Here is an 18,065-nt window from a genome sequence, read left to right as displayed (position 1 = left end):
CCGACAACGTATCAACCCGCCCGCTGGGATCAGCCGATGCCCAGGCGACTGGTGCAGGCCGGCCAGGCACCCCAACCCTGGCGGGCGCGGGTGACCTCGGCGATGGCGATCTGTTCTTCGCGGGTGGCCAGGTCGGCGCGCGGAGCGTACTTGAGACCGCCCTGACGTTCCCAAGTGCCCTGGTCGAATTGGATGCCGCCGTAGTAGCCGTTGCCGGTATTGATGCCCCAGTTACCGGTGGACTCGCAGCGGGCCAGCGCATCCCAGATATCGCCGTCGCGCACCGGCGGCACCTCGGTACCGGGCTTGGCCCCCTTGCGGACGGTCTTCGGCTGAGCCGTCACCTTCACATTGGAAGCGATCGGCCGCCGACTGACCTCCTGGCCGTTGACCATGGTGACCGCGAACGTCACGTCCTGCACGCCGGGCGCACCCTGACTCTCCACCACGGTCCGGCTCATATTCAGGGTCGGATCCTCGATCACATTCTCCGGCGGATCCAGCGGCACCGTCTCGACCTTGTTCTCGACGCGCTGGCGGGTCACCACGATCCGCAGCCCATCGGTGAGCGGCGTGGTCGCCGCAGGCTCGACCGTGTCCTGCTCGATCAGCGGAATGCCCGCCGCGGTGAGGAACTCACCGACGGTCGGCGCGGCCAGTCGAACATCGACCGGATTGCCGATGCCGTCGAGCAGCGATACCGCACGCGGGCTGGCGATCTGCAGCGCGGCGCCCTCGAGCGGCAGCTTCTCGTTGCGGGCCGGGGAAACGAATACCTCGCGGGGCAGGTGCAGTTGGTCCACCACATCGCCCGCGGTCAGACCGGTCGACCACACCTTCTCGGGCTTGCCGTCCAGCGATATCGCGACCTCGCGTGCCCGGTTGTAGGTGATGGTCGCGCCATCGGCGATCGTCGTGGCCAGCGCGGGCCGGACCAGGTCGCGGTCGTTCACGTCGAACCCCGCGGCCTTCAACACCCCGCTGACGTTGCGCGACATGGTGGTCTGGGTCATCTGCTCACCGTCCACGACGACGGTGACCGTCTTACGGTTCACGATTGCCATCGCGGCACCGACGATCAGCGTCACCAGCAACGCCGCAACCGCCGCGTACAGCAGCGGCGAGCGGGACTGGTTGATCCTCGTGAATGGAGACATGGTCACAGTACGATAACGAAGGGGTCAGCGGTCTACAACCGTAGTGTTACGAGCCGCGGGTATCAATATCACAAACGAATATCGACGCCGCAGGTAAATCACAAAACGTGCCGACCAAAGTGACCTAGGACACACTTAGCCGCCCAAATGTGAAACAAGATCAGGTTAAATCGCGAGCCACTCGCGATTCCGCCTGATCTCGAATTCAGATGCCGTAGATACGGCGGGCGTTGGCGGTGGTGATTTCGGCGAGGGCCGCCGGATCCTGGTCGCGCAATTCAGCTAGGGCGCGCACGGTGTAGGGAAGGCAATACGATTCGTTGGGTGCGCCACGGAATGGATGCGGCGTGAGATATGGCGCATCTGTTTCGACCAAGATCTGGTCATCGGGCACCACCTTGGCGGCCTCGCGCAATTCGTGCGCGTTCTTGAAACTCACCGTGCCGGAGAAGCTGAGGATGTACCCCTCGGCCACACACGACATCGCCATGTTGGTGTCCGAGGAAAAGCAATGGAAGATCACGGTTTCCGGCGCGCCCTCGTCCAGCAATACCGTCAGCAGATCGTGGTCGGCCTCGCGGTTGTGGATCATCAGCGGTTTACGCAGACGTTTGGCCAGGTCGATATGCCAGCGGAAGCCCTCGACCTGATCCTCGATATCGGCGCAGCCCTCCAATTTGCCCGGCCAGTAGTAATCCAGGCCGGTTTCGCCGATCGCGACCACGCGCGGGTCGGCGGCCAATCGCTCCAGTTCGGCCTTGGCCGCATCGTCGAGCGCATTCGCCCGCGTCGGATGCAGCGCCACGGCGCCGAACACCCGCCGATCCCAGTTCGCGGCCTGTACGGCCCACTGCGCCGCGGCCAGGTCGTCGGCGACGGTGACCACCTGGCCGACCCCGACCGAGGCCGCGCGATCCACGATCATCGCCGTCGACTCCGCGTCGGTCGCCCCGCAGGCATCCAGATGCGTATGCGCGTCGACCAGCGGCGCGAGCGGTTCCGGCAGCTCGGGCGCGGCCCGCTTGGCGCTCATCGGCGAACTCCGGCCGCACCGAACACGGGCGCGTGACGGCGGTAATCGCCTCCAGGGATATTCACGTGAGCGTCGGAATCCACGCGCATTACAGTAGATGCACCATGAGTGAGCGAAGCGAGCGAATCATCAACACAGCCGAGCATTCGCTCGTGCCGGAGCCGAGCGTCAGCGAGGCGCAGGCATGAGCGAAGCCGACCGCCCCGCCTTCTACATCACAACGGCCATCGCATACCCGAACGGTGCGCCGCACATCGGGCATGCGTACGAGTACATCTCGTCCGACGCCCTCGCCCGCTTCAAGCGGCTCGACGGTTATGACGTCTTCTTCATGACCGGTACCGATGAGCACGGGCAGAAAATGCAGCAGACCGCGGTCGCCGAGGGGGTGCCGGTGGAGGAACTCGCCGCGCGCAACTCGGATGTGTTCGAGGCGATGGACAAGACGCTCGACATCTCCTACGACCGCTTCATCCGCACCACCGATGACGACCACCAGGTGGCCAGCGCGGCGATCTGGGAGCGGATGCTCGCCAACGGCGATATCTACCTGGACAACTACTCGGGTTGGTACTCGGTGCGCGACGAGGCGTTCTACACCGAGGAAGAAACGACGCTGCTCGAGGACGGCACCCGGATCTCGACCGAATCGAAGACGCCGGTCACCTGGACCGAGGAGTCGAACTACTTCTTCCGGCTGTCGAACTACCAGGACAAGCTGCTCGCGCTCTACGACGAACATCCCGAATTCATCGCGCCCGCAACGGCTCGCAACGAGATGGTGAGTTATGTGAAGGCGGGTCTGAAGGACTTGTCCATTTCACGCACCACCTTCGACTGGGGCGTTCCGGTGCCCGGCCATCCCGATCATGTGATGTACGTATGGGTGGACGCGCTCACCAACTACCTCACCGGCGTCGGCTTCCCGGATACGGAATCCGTTGCGTTCCAGCGGTTCTGGCCCGCTGACGTGCACATCATCGGTAAGGACATCACCCGGTTCCACACCGTGTACTGGCCCGCGTTCCTGATGTCGGCCGGGATCGAATTGCCGAAACGCGTTTTCGTGCACGGGTTCCTGTACAACAAGGGCGAGAAGATGTCCAAGTCGGTCGGCAATGTGGTCGACCCGCTCGCGCTGGTCGACGAGTACGGCGTGGACGCTGTTCGCTTCTTCCTGCTGCGCGAGATCTCCTACGGCCAGGACGGCAGCTACAGCCACGAGGCGATCGTCGGGCGGATCAATACCGATCTGGCCAATGAATTCGGCAATCTGGTGCAGCGCAGCCTGAAGCTGGTCGCCCGCGACTGCGGCGGTGTGGTGCCGACGCCGGGCGAATTCACCGAGGCCGACCGCGCCCTGCTCGACCGCGCCAACGGTCTGCTGGAGCGGTGCCGCACCGAATTCGATACCCAGCAAATGCATTTGGCACTCGAGGCGATCTGGCTGACGCTCGGTGAGGCCAACCGTTACTTCTCCGCGGAGGCGCCGTGGGCGCTGGCCAAGACCGGCACGGAGGAGTCGCTGGCCCGCGAGGCGACGGTGCTGTACGTGACCATCGAACTGCTGCGCATAGTGGCGATTCTGGTACAACCCGTGATGCCCGAATCCGCCGGCAAGATCCTCGATCTGCTGGCAAGCCAGAACCGTGCATTCGCCGATATCGCGACCCCGCTGGTCCCCGGCACCCCGCTCCCGGAGCCCGAAGCGGTCTACCCGCGCTACGTAGAGCCGAAGAAGTAGTACCGATCGAGCCCCCGAACATCGGCAGCAGCTCGGGGGCTCGATCGTCTCACTTCCAGCGGTCGAGCAGCCGATTGATCTCGGCGGTCAGCGCCCACTGCAGCAAGGGGCCGAAGGTGATGCGGCCGACGCCCTGCTCGGCGAAGACGGCCTTATCCGACTTATCGGGCAGGCCGACAGCGCTGATGGGCAGCGGCAATTCGCTGGTCAGCCTGCGCATATCGGTATCGGAGTGCCGGCCCGCCGGGAACAGCGAATCCGCACCCGCCGCGGCGGCCAGCCGCAGGCGCGCGATGGCGCGGTCGACGCGATCGCTCGCGTCACCGTCCTCGCGCATGAACAGGTCGGTGCGCGCATTGATGACCACATGTACGCCGGCCGCGTCGGCGAATTGCCGCAAACCATGCACGAAATCGGCATGCTCCTCAGGCGTGCGCAACCGGCCGCCCTCGCTGTGCACCGTGTCCTCGACATTGAGGCCGATCGCGCCCGCTTCCAGCAGTCCCTCGATCAACTGCGCGGGCCCGAGGCCGTAACCGGATTCGATATCGACGGAGACCGGCACATCGACCGCGCCGGTGATCTGCCGGACGCGGGTCAACAGTTCCGCGAATGTCATCCCTTCCTTATCGCTGCGCCCGACCGAATCGGCGACCGGATGACTACCGAGGGTGAGCGCCGAAAACCCCGCCGCGACAGCGACATTCGCCGACCACGCATCCCACACCGTCGGAAAGACACCGGGATCGCCCGGGACATGCAATTCGAGAAACGCCTTCGCCTTGCTTTCCAAAGAGGTCATGACACCGATCATCGTCGCGCCCGTGATCGATAGCACTATGACACTCCCCATCGGGCCGCCCGGGAGTGTCGGCGATGGCGAGTCGCGCTAGGAACTGTCACCGCCGTTGCGGCGTGCCGTCAGCACCGCGTCGTACAGTTCGCGGCGGGAAACGCCGGTCTCGGCGGCCACCTGGGCGCAGGCGTCCTTGAGGCGAATACCTTCGGCGGTCAGCGATTCGACCTCGTCGACCAGATCGGCGGGATCGGCCGCGACGGGTTGTGCGCCCTCGAGGACGACGGTGATTTCACCGCGCGCCCCATCGACCGCCCAGGCGGCTAGTTCGCCGAGGTTGCCGCGCACGACCTCCTCGTAGGTCTTGGTCAGTTCCCGGCAGACCGCGGCCCGCCGGTCGGGACCGAGCACCTCGACCGCGTCGGCCAAGCAGTCGGCGAGCCGGTGCGGCGCCTCGAAGAACACGCAGGCGCGCGGCTCGGTAAGCAAGGTGCGCAACCACTGTCGACGCTGGCCGGATTTGCGCGGCGCGAATCCGTCGAAACAGAAGCGCTCCACCGGGAGCGCGGACAGTGCCAGTGCGGTGGTCACCGCAGACGGTCCCGGCAGGCAGGTGACCGGCAGCTGACGCTCGACGCAGGCCACCACCATGCGATAGCCCGGATCACTCACCGACGGCATGCCCGCATCGGTCACCAGCAGCACCGTGCTGCCACCCTCGATCTCATCGAGCAGCGCAGGAATCTTGGCGGATTCCACATGGTCGTCGAACCGCAGAACCCGCCCGGTGATCTCCACCTCCAAAGCCTTGGCGAGGGAGCGGGTGCGCCGGGTGTCCTCGGCCGCGATGATCTCCGCGGATCCGAGCGCCTCGCGTAGCCGCTGCGAGGCGTCGCCGATCTCGCCCATCGGCGTCGCCGCGAGCACCAATCGCCCCACCTGGTCCGCCACCGCGCTCCTTTCCCTCGACCGCGTAGTCCCAAGGCAGCGTATCGGCCCGATGCCGCCGACCACGCCGCGGACTGCCACCGCCGTACAATCCCTATCCGCGCCGCACCCCGTGGATCTCCGCATCGCATGGCGGCACTCATGGAAAAATCCGTGAATGCAGCTCAGGGTGTGATTCGCGCGGCGGCGCGCTCACCGGTGCGGGTCACGGTGGCGCGCACAGCATACGATCGGGGCGTGACCCAGGTGACCGACCAGCGCGCGACCGTAGCCGGGGCCGTGCCCTCGTGGTCGAGCCCCGCGCCGCTGCGTCCATCGCCCGACTTCGGGCCGCTCGACAAGCTCCAGGGGTGGGTGGTCACCGCGGTACTCACCGTGATCGCGGCGTTGACGCGGTTCATCCTGCTGGACTATCCGACCGACGCCTACACCCCGGTCTTCGACGAGAAGCATTACGCGCCACAGGCCTGGCAGATCCTCACCGGCGGCGGCGTCGAGGACAATCCCGCATACGGGTTGGTGGTGCATCCCCCGATCGGCAAACAGCTGATCGCGGTGGGCGAGTGGATGTTCGGCTACAACGGCTGGGGCTGGCGATTCAGTGCGGCACTGGCGGGCACAATTCTGGTGCTGCTGGTCATCCGGATCGTGCGCCGGATGGCGCGGTCCACCATGGTCGGCGCGATCGCGGGGATTCTGCTGATCGCCGACGGACTCACTTTCGTCTCCTCGCGCATCGGCATGCTCGATATCTTCATGGGGGTGCTGGTCACCGCCGCATTCGGCGGTCTGATCGTGGACCGTGACGAGGTGCGCGCCCGAATCGCCAAGGCGGACTACGAAGGTCGGATCGGTGCGAGCGAATGGGGTCCGCGGCTAGGAGTGCGCTGGTGGCGCTTCGGCGCCGGCGTACTGCTCGGTCTCTCCTGCGGCACAAAGTGGTCCGGGATGTACTTCATCCTCGCGTTCGGGCTCATGAGCGTCTATTTCGACGTGTCCGCGCGGCGCGCCTACGGTGTGCGGCGACCCTGGGTCGGCACGGCCGTGCGTGATGTCGGGCCCGCGCTGTACTCGTTGGTGCTGATCCCGCTCGGGGTATATCTGGCCAGCTACTGGGCCTGGTTCGCCAGTGAGGACGGTGTGTTCCGCTATGCGGTCGGCAATCAGGTCGGTCGCGACGGTCCGTGGTCCTGGCTGCCGAATGCGCTGCGCTCCCTGTGGTATTACAGCGGCGAAACGCTGCGGTTCCACGAGGGCCTGACCAATTCGGCCGGTAACCATCACCCCTGGGAATCCAAGCCGTGGACCTGGCCGATGGGGCTGCGGCCGATGCTCTACTACTACGCCGACAGCGGTGTCACCGGGTGCGGTCAAACGCAGTGCGTGAAGGCCGTGATGCTGATCGGCACCCCGGCGATCTGGTGGATCGCATTCCCGGTGCTGGGCTGGATGCTGTGGCGCACTGTGGTCCGTCGGGACTGGCGCTATGCGGCGGTGCTGACCGGATACGGCGCCGGACTCATTCCCTGGTTCTTCACCCTCGATCGGCAGATGTACTACTTTTACGCCGTGCCGCTGGCCCCGTTCCTGGTGATGGGGATCGCGCTGGTGTGCGGCGATATTCTCGGGCCGGCCAGATCGGTGCACATACCGCGAAGTCCGGCAGGCACCTATCTGCCCGCGGTGCCCAGTGAACGGCGCAGCCTCGGACTGCTCGCGGTCTGCATCTACCTCGGCCTGGTGATCGCCAATTTCATCTGGCTCTGGCCGATTCTGACCGCGCTGCCGATTACGCCCGGCAACTGGCACGACCATCTCTGGCTGCCCAGTTGGCGCTGAGGACTAACTCTCCAGCGCCGCCTTGACGTACTTCAGGGCCGCCTCGTCATCGAGACCGAGCCGTCGAATGGTGGCGACGTACTCGGTCGCGGCGCGCCCTGCCAGATCCTTGGTCGGGTCACCCGAGGACGCGATGAAAGATCCTTGCCTGCCCCGGGTTTCGACGACCCCGTCGGCCTCGAGTTCCCGATAGGCACGAGCGACCGTATTCGGCGCCAGCCCCAGTTGCGCGGCCAGCGCTCGCACCGTCGGGATCTTCGTTCCCGCGGTCAACTCCCCCGAGCGCACCTGTGCGATGACACCCAGCCGCAGCTGCTCGTAGGGCGGAATCGACGAATCATGGGTCACGGTAATGGTGAACATCGCACGCTCACACGTCATCTCGGGACAGCGGGCAGGACATGCACCGCGGTCCGCCACGGCCGGAACCCAATTCGGAGCCCGGGATGCGCAGCACCTCGATGCCCGCATCCTCGAGCCGCGCATTGGTCATATCGTTGCGCTCGTATGCGACGACCACGCCGGGCGCGAGCGCCAGCGTGTTGTTGCCGTCGTCCCACTGCTCGCGTTCGGCGGTGACCACATCGAGTCCGGTATCGATGACCCGCAGCTTGCCGATGCCCATCGCATCCGCGGCGGCGGGCAGGAACGGATCGGGGCCGCGCATGCTCACCCGGGCTTGATCGTTGCGTCCGCCGTAATCGTCCTCGCGATGAATCGTGAACGCGCACAGCGAATCCCGGACCGCCGGATACATCACGACGGCATCGGTGTCGACCATGGTGCACACCGTGTCCAGGTGCATGGTCGCGCGACTCTGGGCGATCGGGACGACCAGCACCGTGTGGGCCAGGTCGTCGTCGAACAGGCTGCGCGCCAACGCTTCCGCGCCCGCGGGCGAGGTGCGCTCGCCGACCCCGACCGCGACCACGCCGGGCGCGAGCAACAGCACGTCACCGCCCTCGATCGGCGCGGTATGCGATTCGTAGGCCCGCCGCACGCCGAGGAAACGCGGATGGAATGCGTAGATGAGATCGGTCAGCGAGGTCTCGCGAATCCGGGCGGGCAGGGCGAGCGAGGTGATCGCCACCCTCGGACCGACCCAGAATGACGAATCCCTGGTGAACAGCAGATTCGGCAGCGGATCGATGACGAAATCCGCACCGTGGTGCATGCGCCGCACCAGCGAGGTGTTGTCGCCCTCGAAGGGCAGTTCGTCGAAGGTCATCCCGGCCATCAGGATGTTGGCCAGATCCCTGGCCCGGACGCCGCGCAGGAAGGCCGCGAGCTCGTCGGCCAGCATATGTCCGAGTTTGCGTGCGTCGACCGCGCCGGAGATGCCCTGGATGCGGGCCGCCCCGCTGACCGAGAGGGTTTCGGCGAGCAGATCGGCGAGCAGCAGCACCTCGACGCCGCGTTCGCGCAGCACCCCGGAGAATATGTCGTGCTCCTGCTGGGCCCGCTCGACCCAGGGAATGCCGTCGAAGAGCAATTGATCGTTATTGCGCGGGGTCAGCCGCCGCAATTCGTCGCCCGGCCGGTGCAGCAGCACCGTGCGCAGGGTCCCGACCTCCGAGCTGACCGCCAGCCGACCGCCCGGATCGCCGACACCGTCCAACTCATCGTCCGCACCGCCATCGTGCCCCGCCGGCACCGCGTCTGCTCCCATGATCCGACCGTAGTTCGCCGAGGGCGTAAGAGCACGCAATTGGGTGTCTCCGATTCCGACCCCAGCACACCCTAACCTGAAGTATGGTTTAGGTGAATGGAGGAGCGTGATGTCGACAACCGATTGGCGAGCGAAGGAGCTGACCCCCGGGCAGCTGTCCGAGCGTAGCGGAGTAGCGGTCTCCGCGTTGCACTTCTACGAACGCGAGGGTCTCATTTCGAGTCGTCGCACAAGTGGAAATCAACGCAGATACGCCCGCGAAACGCTGCGCCGCGTCGCCTTCATCCGCATCTCCCAGCGGGTCGGCATTCCACTGAGCGAAATCCGCGCCGCCCTGGACAAACTCCCCGAAGGCCGTACGCCGACCCGGCGCGACTGGGAGACCCTGTCCACCGCGTGGCAGGCCGACCTCGACGACCGCATCACCCAGCTGACTCGCCTGCGCGACAACCTGACCGGCTGCATCGGCTGCGGCTGCCTGTCGCTCGGCAGCTGCCGACTGGTCAACGAACACGACCGCCTCGGCGAACAGGGGCCGGGCGCCCGCGTACTCGATGTGACGCTCAACTGCCCATCGAAGCCAGCAGCCTGTTGAACCGATCGCTGGTGCGGCGAATCACGAATTCATAGGGGTAGGCGAATTTGCGCGCCCACCAATAGCCGAAGCGGATATCGAAGGAGGTGTAGACGAGGAACCGATTGCGCTCGATACCGCGCAGGATCGCCGCCGCAACATGTTCCGGCGAGGCGGCATGCTTGGTGAACGCGGTGGTGAGTCGCTTGATCCTCGGGTTTTCCTTGTCCACGCCGACCAGCTCGACGCCATGCACCAATGGTGTGTTCACCGCGCCGGGCACTACCAGATGTACCGAAATGTCGTGGTGCCGTAAGTCGAATCGCAGCACCTCGGAAACGCCGCGGATGCCGAATTTGCCCGCACTGTAGGCGGCATGCCACGGCAGCGCGAGGATTCCGGCCGCCGAGGAGACATTCACCAGTGCCCCACCGCGTTTCGCCCGAACCATCGGCGGCACGAAATTCTCGATCACATGGATGGGGCCCATCAGGTTGACCTCCACCATCTTGCGCCAATGCCGGTGCTCGAGGTTCTCGACGGTGCCCCAGGTGGAGGTGCCCGCGATATTCATGACGATATCGAGGCTGCCGAATTCGGCGTGCACGTCGGTGGCGAAGGCGGTGACCGCGTCGTAGTCGGTGATATCCAGGGCACGCGCGGTGAGCACGGTGCCGCCCGCCTCCTTGATGGTGCGAACCGTATCCTCGAGGCCCTCGGCATTGATATCGGTCAGCACCAGTTCGGCACCCCCGGCCGCGCACGCCAGGGCGGTCGCCCGGCCTATCCCGCTCGCCGCCCCGGTGACCAGCACCTTCGCATCCCGCACTGTCTTCCTGCGCCCAAAGCCAAGCACACCGGATCCCATCTCGAATATCCCCAATCGGTTGCACGCAGGGTACGCGGCAACGGTCACGTTCCAACGTTCATACGGCCGGAGCGGGTCGCGGAGTTCGAATCGGGACGGCAGGTTACCGCCCGAGTACCGCAAGCATCCCTGCCACCGCCTGCGGCCAGCTGAACTGCTCAGCCCGGCTGCGTGCCGCCTTCCGACGACCGGCGGTGGGCATCGCGAGCACATCGGTGACGGCCTGGGCGAAGGCGGAGGGGCGATCGTCGGCGACGGCGCCGCATTCGGCGGTGACGATATCGGCGAGCGCCGAGGATCGGCTGGCGACGACCGGCGTACCTGCGGCCAATGCCTCCAATGCGGCGAGCCCGAAGGTTTCGTGCGGTCCCGGTGCCAGCGAAACATCGGCGGTGGCCAGTAGTTTCGCCACCATTGCCCGGTCGGTGATGAATCCGGTGAAATGCACCGCAGGCAGACCGCCGGTCAACGTCGGCAAGGAACGGGCCCGACGCTCCAGGGCTTCGCGCCGCGGCCCCTCCCCCGCCACGACCAGCCGGGCCTCGATCCCCGCCTTGCGCAGTGCGCCGATGGCTTCGATGCTGCGATCCACCCGCTTCTCCACCGACAATCTGCCGCAGTGCACAAGCAGCGGATGACCAGGCACGCCGAGATCGGCGCGCAGGCGGTAGTCACGGCGGCGCGGGCTGAACAGCTCCAGATCCACCCCGAGCGGCACCAGTTCGACATTGGGCGCGTCGATGCGCAGGAACTCCGCGCGCGCGAATTCCGTTGTGCAGACCACGATGTCGTAGTCGTGCGCGGTGCGCCGATTGGCGATATCGGCGCACCGGCGCGCCACCGGGCCGGGCATGACCTGGCCGAGCAGTCGGTCCAGGCGCTCATGCGAGATCATTACGCTCGCCACGTCGCGGGTGCGGGCCCAGCGTCCGAATCCGCGCAGCGTCAGCCGGTCCGACACCTCGAGCACGTCCGGCCGCAACCCTGCCAGCACATCCGCCACCCGGCGCGGATCCGCCGCCCGATAACCGCCGGTCCATGGAATCGCCAAAGCGGGCAGGGTGATCCGCACCGCACCGGTCGGCAGGATCTCCTCGGCCCGGCGCGGTCCGGGCACGATCAGCACCACCTCGTGCCCGGCGGCCACGTACCCCTCGCCCAGGTGGTGCAAAGCGGTGCGCAGCCCACCCGACCGCGGACCGTAGAAGTTCGCCAGCTGCACGATGCGCACATCGCCGATCGTGCAGCGAATCGGGTTCCCCCCGGAACCGGTGCGCCCAACACCGCATGAACACCCGTGAAAGAACCTGCTAACGGGTGCGACGGCGCAGCAGTCCGACACGCGGGACCGACGCCGGTCACGCGCGCGTGGTACCCCGGCCCGCCCTGGGCAGATCGAGATCCAGCGGGATGCGCCCGACAGCCAGGTGCGCCTCGACCTCGTCGGCGGGCATCGGCCGCGCGATCAGAAACCCTTGCGCCCGATAGCAACCCAGCCCGACCAGGGTCCGCGCGGCCACCGGCGTCTCGACGCCTTCCCCGACCACACCGAGCCCGAACGACCCGGCCAACCCGATAATGGATTTCACGATCGCCAGATCGTCGGTGCTCGCGCCGAGGCGCTGCACGAAGCCGCGGTCGATCTTCACCGCGTCGACCGGAAGCGCCTTCAGATGCGAAAGTGAGCTGTATCCGGTGCCGAAATCGTCGATGGCGATCTGCACACCCATTCGCTTGAGTCCGCGCAGCGTGACCTGGGTGCGCGCCAGATCCTGCACGACCACATGTTCGGTGATCTCCAGGCAGACCGAACTGCCATCGATCCCGAACAGCCGCAGAATATCCTCGATCCGCTCCACGAAATCCAGGCTGACCAGCTGAACTGGCGAAACATTGATCCGCATCACCACATTCGCCGCCAGCCCCCGCCTGCGCCATTCGGCGAATTGCGCACACGCCGAGCGAATCACCCAGCGCCCCAGCTCACCCGCGAGATTGGTGGCCTCGGCGACCGTGACGAACGCACCGGGCGGCAGCAGCCCCCTGGTCGGATGCAACCAGCGCACCAGTGCCTCCAGCGCCACCACCCGGCCGGTGCGCAGATCGACCTCGGGCTGATAGTGCAGCAGCAGCGAGCCGTCCGAAACCGCGCCGCGCAGATTCAGCTCCACATCGTCCTGCAGTTCGAACTGAGCGCGCATGGCGTCGGTGAATACCGCGACACCGTTGCCGCCGCCCGATTTCGCCGACAGCAGTGCGTGATCGGCCCGGCGCAGCACGTCCGCGACCGTGGTCTCCCCCGGAATACCCACCGCGACACCGACGCTGGCGCCGCGGCTGACCGATTCCCCGCCGACGGTCACCCGCCGTCCGATAAGCTGCTGAATCCGCGTCGCCTCCAATTCGGCCGCCACCGCATCCATCGGTTTGGCCGGCACGATGACGAATTCGTCGCCACCGAGTCGGGCGATCATGTCATTGGGATCGAGATTCTCCCGCAGTCGCGAGGAGAGCGTGCGAATGAAGTTGTCCCCCGCGGTATGTCCGAGAAAATCGTTGAGCGCTTTGAGCCGGTCGAGATCGAGGAAGAAGGCGGCCACCGGGCCGGGACTGCCCTGTCTGAGCCGCTCCTCCATATGTTCGAGCAGCGCCCGCCGGTTGGCCAACCCGGTCAGATCGTCGTGCAGGGCGATATATCGTAATCGTTCCTCGGCCACGACGCGCGCCTGCAACTGGGCGAAGAGTGCGGCGATCGCCTTGAGCACGTTCAGTTCCCGGGTGCTCCAGTCGCGATCGCCCTGCTTGATGAATCCCAGCACGCCGGTCGACTCGCCACGCGACAACAGCGGCACCGCGGCCATCGCGACCTGCGGAATACCCGACGAACGCCGGATCGTCTCCTGATAATCGGCGGATTGCTGGGACGGCCGCACAATGATCGGCTCGGTGGCGTGTTCCAATTCCCGGAATACCGAGTCGGCGTGCTCGAAATGCACGATCTTCAGCGGGTCCGGATCCGGTATGTCACCACGGTGCGGCCACTCCGCGATGAGCACGGTCGCCCGCTGCTCTCTATCGGTATGGCGTAGGTAGCTGAAGTCGACATCGAAATGCTCGACCAGCCTGGCCAGCACGCGTTCACTCGCCGCCACCATCGTTGTGGCGTCGACGCCCATCAACTCGGAGGCGACCTGGGTCACCAATGAGTCGAGCGTTCGCCGAGGCACCCTATCTCCGATCGCGCTAGCTGCGGTTGCCCGCGCCCGGCACTGGAAGCCGCCTGCTGCGGACCGTGGCTGCTGCCGCATAGCTCAGGCGAAGCACCAATGCCATGATCTCATGCCCAGGCACTCCCAGCAGGTCCAGGAAACGGCCCTGAAGTGTCGTAAGTGTATCCGCGAAATCCGGTGAAATCCCTTTCAGCTCGTCGGGGTGCCGCGCATAAAGGAACAGGGGCGAGACCGGTTGCACCGCAAGACCGAGCCGTTGCGCCGCGATCCAGACCCGCTGCACGGCCGCGCCGCCGCGGGCGTAGTCGGCAAGTGATACCGACTCTGCTCCGGATCGACGCGGAAAAGTTATCGCGACCAGCGCCGAACTCGACAGCACGCGATCGCGGCTGTACTCGCCGAGCGCGGTCCCGCCGGACCATTCGCGCAGCCGATCCATGACATCCGAGCGCTCTCCGATCCGGATCTTGGCCTGCTCGTCGGCGGCCAATTCCATACTCCGGATATCGATCCCGGTGCGCGGATCCTCGCCGGGCCAGCGCAGTTCACCGAACATCTCCTGATGCAGGCGCGGGGTCAGATAGCGAATGCGATCGGATTCGCCGAGTAGGGCGGCCGCGGCGGCGAGCTCATCGGGTGCGGTGATGGCATGGACCACCGCATCGGTGGCGGCCGCGTCCAGGGCAGGCAGGACATGATCGGCCAGCGGCATGCCCGCGCCGAGGTGTCGATTCGTCTCGCGGGTCAGCGTGGCCGGATAGTCCGCGGCCAGGGCGGAATCGGTGCCGTTGCCGAGGTGTAGCACCGCGGAAAACGCGGTGGAGTCGTTCTCGACGAACTCGTGCGCGCCGAGTATGCCGTGCGCGGCGGCCGCGGCACGGGCGTTGTACAGCGCCGCGCCGATCGATACCGCGCTGGCGCGATAGCCGATATCCATTGCGGACGAGCGGGTTCGGACGAGATCGATGCGTAGCTCGTCGCCATCGACGCGCAGGCACCACGGTTGGGTATTGCCGCCCGACGGCGCCCGTTGCGCGGATTCGAGGACCTTCTCGACCGCGGACCCGTCCGGATCCGGTACACCGACTTCGGGCACCGGAAACTCGTCGGACACCTTCTCACACACCGGCTCCGGTTCGGCCAGCTCGTCGAGACCACGCTCCAGATCGAACCGGGTCCGGCCCGAGGACAGCTTCTGTCCGAGCCCGACCCGGCGCACCGCCGCCGCCACGATGGCCGCGCCAAGCTGTACGTCACCGCCGAGTTGCGGCCAGGTCGTCACGGTTTGGTCGATCTCGACCAGACTCGCCGCCATCCGCGCCGATAGCTCCTTGGGGTCGAGAATCCGCATGACGTGCGGCGCCTTGTCTTTGGTGGACAACCCGCGCAGATCCGCGCCGACGGTCGCGCCGAGCAGACCGTGGAACGTCGGGCGGTCCGGTTCCAGGTCATAGCGCTCGACATCGAGCAGGCCGCGATCGCTGGTATCCATCAACAGCGGAAGGCGGTGTCGGCGTGCACCTTCCCGGACGGCGAACTTGATATCGAGCGAATCGCATTCCTCGACAACCAGCGACAGCCCGTGCAGGAACGCGTCGACGGTGTCGTCGTCCACGCCCGCCGTGGCGACCTCGACCGGCAGATACGGATCGAGTTCGGCGATCCGGCGGGCGGTCACGATGGATTTGTTCACACCGATATCGAAGATCCCGCCGGGCACCCGATTCAGATTCGACAGCTCGATATCGTCGAAATCGGCCAGGCGCAATAGGCCACAGGTGCCTTCCAGTGCCAATGTGTAAGCAACCGCGTGCCCGACGCTCTGTCCGACGACCCCGATCGCGAGACCGGCGCAACGTTCCTGTTCGGCGCGGGTGAGCTTGTTCTGGTTGCGGTCCAAGCGAATTGCCCGAAATGTCTTTTCACCGGGCAATCCGACGAGTGTGCGCCGCCACGGATAATAGACCCATCGGTCGGTTTCTGGCCCGCCGAGATCCGCAGGCGGCCGACGCACCTTGACGAGTTCGGAGCGCAGCACATCACGCAGGTCGAGAATGCGGACCTGCGGCGATTTCCGTAATTGCACGAGGACCCGTGCGTCGTCTGTGGCATTTTCATCGAGAATCAGCGGGCGGTGGTCCGCGGCGAGCTCACCGTTCATGCCTGCGCCAATCCTCCGATCCCTGATCCACCCGAGGGCGCTCGACCGTGCGGCGACAGCCAGGCATCGAGTGCCGCACGCTCCAGCGCAGTCAACGAACTCTGCAATTTGGTGGCTAATGACCGATATGTCCGGGAATCCCACCACATCGGAATGGTCCGATAGCGGTCGTCAGGATAGGGCACCGCCGGTATCCGATCGGCGACATACCCACCACTCGTGCGGTACAGACCGATATTTCGCGTGGCAGTGGTGACGAAAGCGAATCTGGCATCGAGCAGCCGGGCGGCGTGCACGACACAGCGGGAGACCGCTGCCGCGAGCGCGGCACGATGCTCGGCCGCTCGGGAGACCCAGACGGCTTTCACCTCGACCACACCGTCTGGTATCCGATCGGCAACCATCTCACGCAACTCGGCGGCACCGGGTCGACCAGCCCAGGCGCGCAGTGCGTGCACCTCGTCGGCCGCACCGTAGGGCCCCTGCGCCCGCAATCCCGCGACGACCACGCCGGACGGATCGACGGCGGCGAAGAACAACGACGTCGAACGGCCGTCGACAACGCTGTCGTATTCCAAAGCGTGATCAACACCGTAATGTCGGTAAACCTGCAGCGCACCGCGCAGGTAACGACGCCACAGATCAGGATGAGCCTGCGGAGTGGCGACCTGAAAGACATATCCGGAATGCATGTCGCGAAACCGCAACACCTCGGCATCGCGCGTGCCCCCCGGGCCGACTGCGATTGTTTCGACAGCCATGGTGTTCCTACTCCGTTTGCTACCGCACATCTGCACGGTCATCGAGCCGGCCTGACCGACTCGCCAGACGACTCGCCGATCGGTTGAGTTTGCCTAGGGCAGTATCCGTCATACGACAAGAATTGACCAGATATCTGGTTAATCTTCCGAAAACTGGTTGCCTGTCCCGAAATTACCGCAGGTCAGACCACTCGAACATGCCATCGAATAGATCATGGAGACCAGTCGGTACTGACGCAGCTAATGTGCGGCAATCTCAAACCAGGATGGAGATGAACAGTTCGACCGACTCCGGCCCACGCCAGATCTCGATTTCCTCCCGGTACGCACGGGTGATCTCGGCAGATGCCGTCGCATCGTCGACCTGGGCCCACACATCCTCGACCGGATCGTGGTAATCCCCGTTCGGCTCGAACCGAGCGTAGACACCCTTGGGCACCTTGACGAGTACGTCACCGACCGGAACCGCACTCGGATCGGAGTACTCGAAACACACGACGGCGTTGTAGTTTCCGGCCGGATCCGGCACGTACACCGTGTACATCGGCTGGTCGGCGCCCGCGCGGTCACGCAGCCGATCCTTGAGGAATTCGATCAGGTCGCTATTGCTGACCTTGAAGCTCGGACGTACCCGCGGCACCACCAGACCGCCGTAGATGGCCTCGCGGCGCACCACGATCGCGTATGTCATCGCGCCTCGACCGCCAGGTAGAGATCGATCTTGTAGGCGTGCGGATAACACTCGAAATCGCCTGTATACGTGCGTTTTATCTGGTTGTGTTCCTCGGCATAGGCGATCTGCGTCCACAGGTCCGTCATCACCTGCGGAAAGTTACCGACCGAGGAGAACCTGGCATAGGTGCCGCGCGGCAGCCGCGCCACCAGGTGGCCGCGGGTGACCTCGCCGAAGGATGCGCACTCATAGCCGACGATCTGAGTGTTGTAGGTGCCGAGTTCACCGGAGTAGTCGGTGTAGGCGCTGGCCAGTTGACCGCCGAGTTCCTGATGCAGTACCGCCGCCCACGCGGCCTCCAGGTCGTGGTCCCGCAGTTCCCCGAGCGCACGTTTCGGGCTGCGCACCGGGAGCCCGGCAACCCACGTCTCGTCTCGCTCGATGATTTCAAACTGCATGGAAAGACTCTTTCGAGGTGAACCCGGGGGCGTTGCCCGCATCCGGTCGGCCAGAAAGGCCATGCTATCAACTCGACCGCGTGGTCCGGCTCACATGTCCGGGTCGTTGCGTACACCTCCCCGCCACCTCGAACTGGTCGTGCGACCTGTAGGC

General features: G+C 65.7%; 16 protein-coding genes. 3 read left to right on the top strand and 13 right to left on the bottom strand.

Annotated features, from left to right (window positions below; genetic code table 11):
• Positions 1-29: 29 nt before the first annotated feature.
• Together ACQPYR_RS06205 and ACQPYR_RS06200 are read right to left on the bottom strand one after the other, a co-directional pair.
• The gene (locus ACQPYR_RS06205) at positions 30-1,157 is read right to left on the bottom strand and encodes a transglycosylase family protein (RefSeq protein WP_433628648.1); all 1,128 of its coding nucleotides are present in this window, start codon (positions 1,155-1,157) and stop codon (positions 30-32) included.
• A gap of 205 nt (positions 1,158-1,362) precedes the next feature.
• Positions 1,363-2,190, bottom strand: a complete 828-nt coding sequence (locus ACQPYR_RS06200) for a TatD family hydrolase (protein WP_433628646.1) — start codon at positions 2,188-2,190, stop codon at positions 1,363-1,365.
• A gap of 184 nt (positions 2,191-2,374) precedes the next feature.
• Between ACQPYR_RS06200 and metG the strand changes: the two genes are divergently transcribed.
• Positions 2,375-3,934: a methionine--tRNA ligase gene (gene metG / locus ACQPYR_RS06195; protein ID WP_433628644.1), complete on the top strand. Its 1,560-nt coding sequence runs from the start codon at positions 2,375-2,377 to the stop codon at positions 3,932-3,934.
• 49 nt (positions 3,935-3,983) lie between these two features.
• Here the strand turns inward: metG and ACQPYR_RS06190 are convergent, their stop codons facing one another.
• Together ACQPYR_RS06190 and rsmI are read right to left on the bottom strand one after the other, a co-directional pair.
• Positions 3,984-4,736: an isocitrate lyase/PEP mutase family protein gene (locus ACQPYR_RS06190; protein ID WP_433628641.1), complete on the bottom strand. Its 753-nt coding sequence runs from the start codon at positions 4,734-4,736 to the stop codon at positions 3,984-3,986.
• Positions 4,737-4,823: 87 nt separating this feature from the next.
• Complete coding sequence (gene rsmI / locus ACQPYR_RS06185; protein WP_433628639.1) at positions 4,824-5,681, bottom strand: 16S rRNA (cytidine(1402)-2'-O)-methyltransferase; 858 nt, start codon at positions 5,679-5,681, stop codon at positions 4,824-4,826.
• A gap of 234 nt (positions 5,682-5,915) precedes the next feature.
• Between rsmI and ACQPYR_RS06180 the strand changes: the two genes are divergently transcribed.
• Positions 5,916-7,517, top strand: a complete 1,602-nt coding sequence (locus ACQPYR_RS06180) for a dolichyl-phosphate-mannose--protein mannosyltransferase (protein WP_433628636.1) — start codon at positions 5,916-5,918, stop codon at positions 7,515-7,517.
• A 3-nt stretch (positions 7,518-7,520) separates the two neighbouring features.
• Here the strand turns inward: ACQPYR_RS06180 and ACQPYR_RS06175 are convergent, their stop codons facing one another.
• A complete protein-coding gene (locus tag ACQPYR_RS06175; protein ID WP_433628634.1) occupies positions 7,521-7,880 on the bottom strand; it encodes a GntR family transcriptional regulator in 360 nt (119 codons plus the stop codon).
• Positions 7,881-7,887: 7 nt separating this feature from the next.
• Positions 7,888-9,186, bottom strand: a complete 1,299-nt coding sequence (gene arcA, locus ACQPYR_RS06170; RefSeq protein WP_433628632.1) for an arginine deiminase — start codon at positions 9,184-9,186, stop codon at positions 7,888-7,890.
• 109 nt (positions 9,187-9,295) lie between these two features.
• Here arcA and soxR point away from each other — a divergent pair, with 109 nt between their 5' ends.
• The gene (soxR, locus tag ACQPYR_RS06165; RefSeq protein ID WP_040695381.1) at positions 9,296-9,781 is read left to right on the top strand and encodes a redox-sensitive transcriptional activator SoxR; all 486 of its coding nucleotides are present in this window, start codon (positions 9,296-9,298) and stop codon (positions 9,779-9,781) included.
• Here soxR and ACQPYR_RS06160 read toward each other — a convergent pair.
• The 7 genes from ACQPYR_RS06160 to ACQPYR_RS06130 all read right to left on the bottom strand — a co-directional run bounded on the left by ACQPYR_RS06160 (position 9,750) and on the right by ACQPYR_RS06130 (position 17,911).
• Positions 9,750-10,628, bottom strand: coding sequence for an SDR family oxidoreductase (locus ACQPYR_RS06160; RefSeq protein ID WP_433628629.1), 879 nt, complete (start codon positions 10,626-10,628; stop codon positions 9,750-9,752). The genes soxR and ACQPYR_RS06160 overlap by 32 nt on opposite strands.
• A 103-nt stretch (positions 10,629-10,731) precedes the next feature.
• Positions 10,732-11,859, bottom strand: a complete 1,128-nt coding sequence (locus ACQPYR_RS06155) for a glycosyltransferase (protein ID WP_433628626.1) — start codon at positions 11,857-11,859, stop codon at positions 10,732-10,734.
• Between the two features lie 127 nt (positions 11,860-11,986).
• Positions 11,987-13,804, bottom strand: a complete 1,818-nt coding sequence (locus tag ACQPYR_RS06150) for a putative bifunctional diguanylate cyclase/phosphodiesterase (RefSeq protein ID WP_051182549.1) — start codon at positions 13,802-13,804, stop codon at positions 11,987-11,989.
• Between the two features lie 67 nt (positions 13,805-13,871).
• Positions 13,872-16,019, bottom strand: coding sequence for an Rv1355c family protein (locus ACQPYR_RS06145; RefSeq protein WP_433628624.1), 2,148 nt, complete (start codon positions 16,017-16,019; stop codon positions 13,872-13,874).
• Positions 16,016-16,780 (bottom strand): hypothetical protein, encoded by a 765-nt coding sequence (locus tag ACQPYR_RS06140; protein ID WP_433628621.1) that lies wholly within the window; start codon positions 16,778-16,780, stop codon positions 16,016-16,018. The genes ACQPYR_RS06145 and ACQPYR_RS06140 overlap by 4 nt, the downstream gene beginning before the upstream one ends.
• A 256-nt stretch (positions 16,781-17,036) precedes the next feature.
• Positions 17,037-17,471, bottom strand: coding sequence for an effector binding domain-containing protein (locus ACQPYR_RS06135; protein WP_354959785.1), 435 nt, complete (start codon positions 17,469-17,471; stop codon positions 17,037-17,039).
• A complete protein-coding gene (locus tag ACQPYR_RS06130) occupies positions 17,468-17,911 on the bottom strand; it encodes a GyrI-like domain-containing protein (protein ID WP_433628618.1) in 444 nt (147 codons plus the stop codon). Before ACQPYR_RS06130 ends, ACQPYR_RS06135 begins: the two co-directional genes overlap by 4 nt.
• Positions 17,912-18,065 lie beyond the last annotated feature (154 nt).

Origin of the sequence: Nocardia sp. CA-120079 (assembly GCF_050955745.1) — a bacterium.
Classification (GTDB): domain Bacteria; phylum Actinomycetota; class Actinomycetes; order Mycobacteriales; family Mycobacteriaceae; genus Nocardia.
This window is presented reverse-complemented; position numbering and strand designations above follow the sequence as displayed.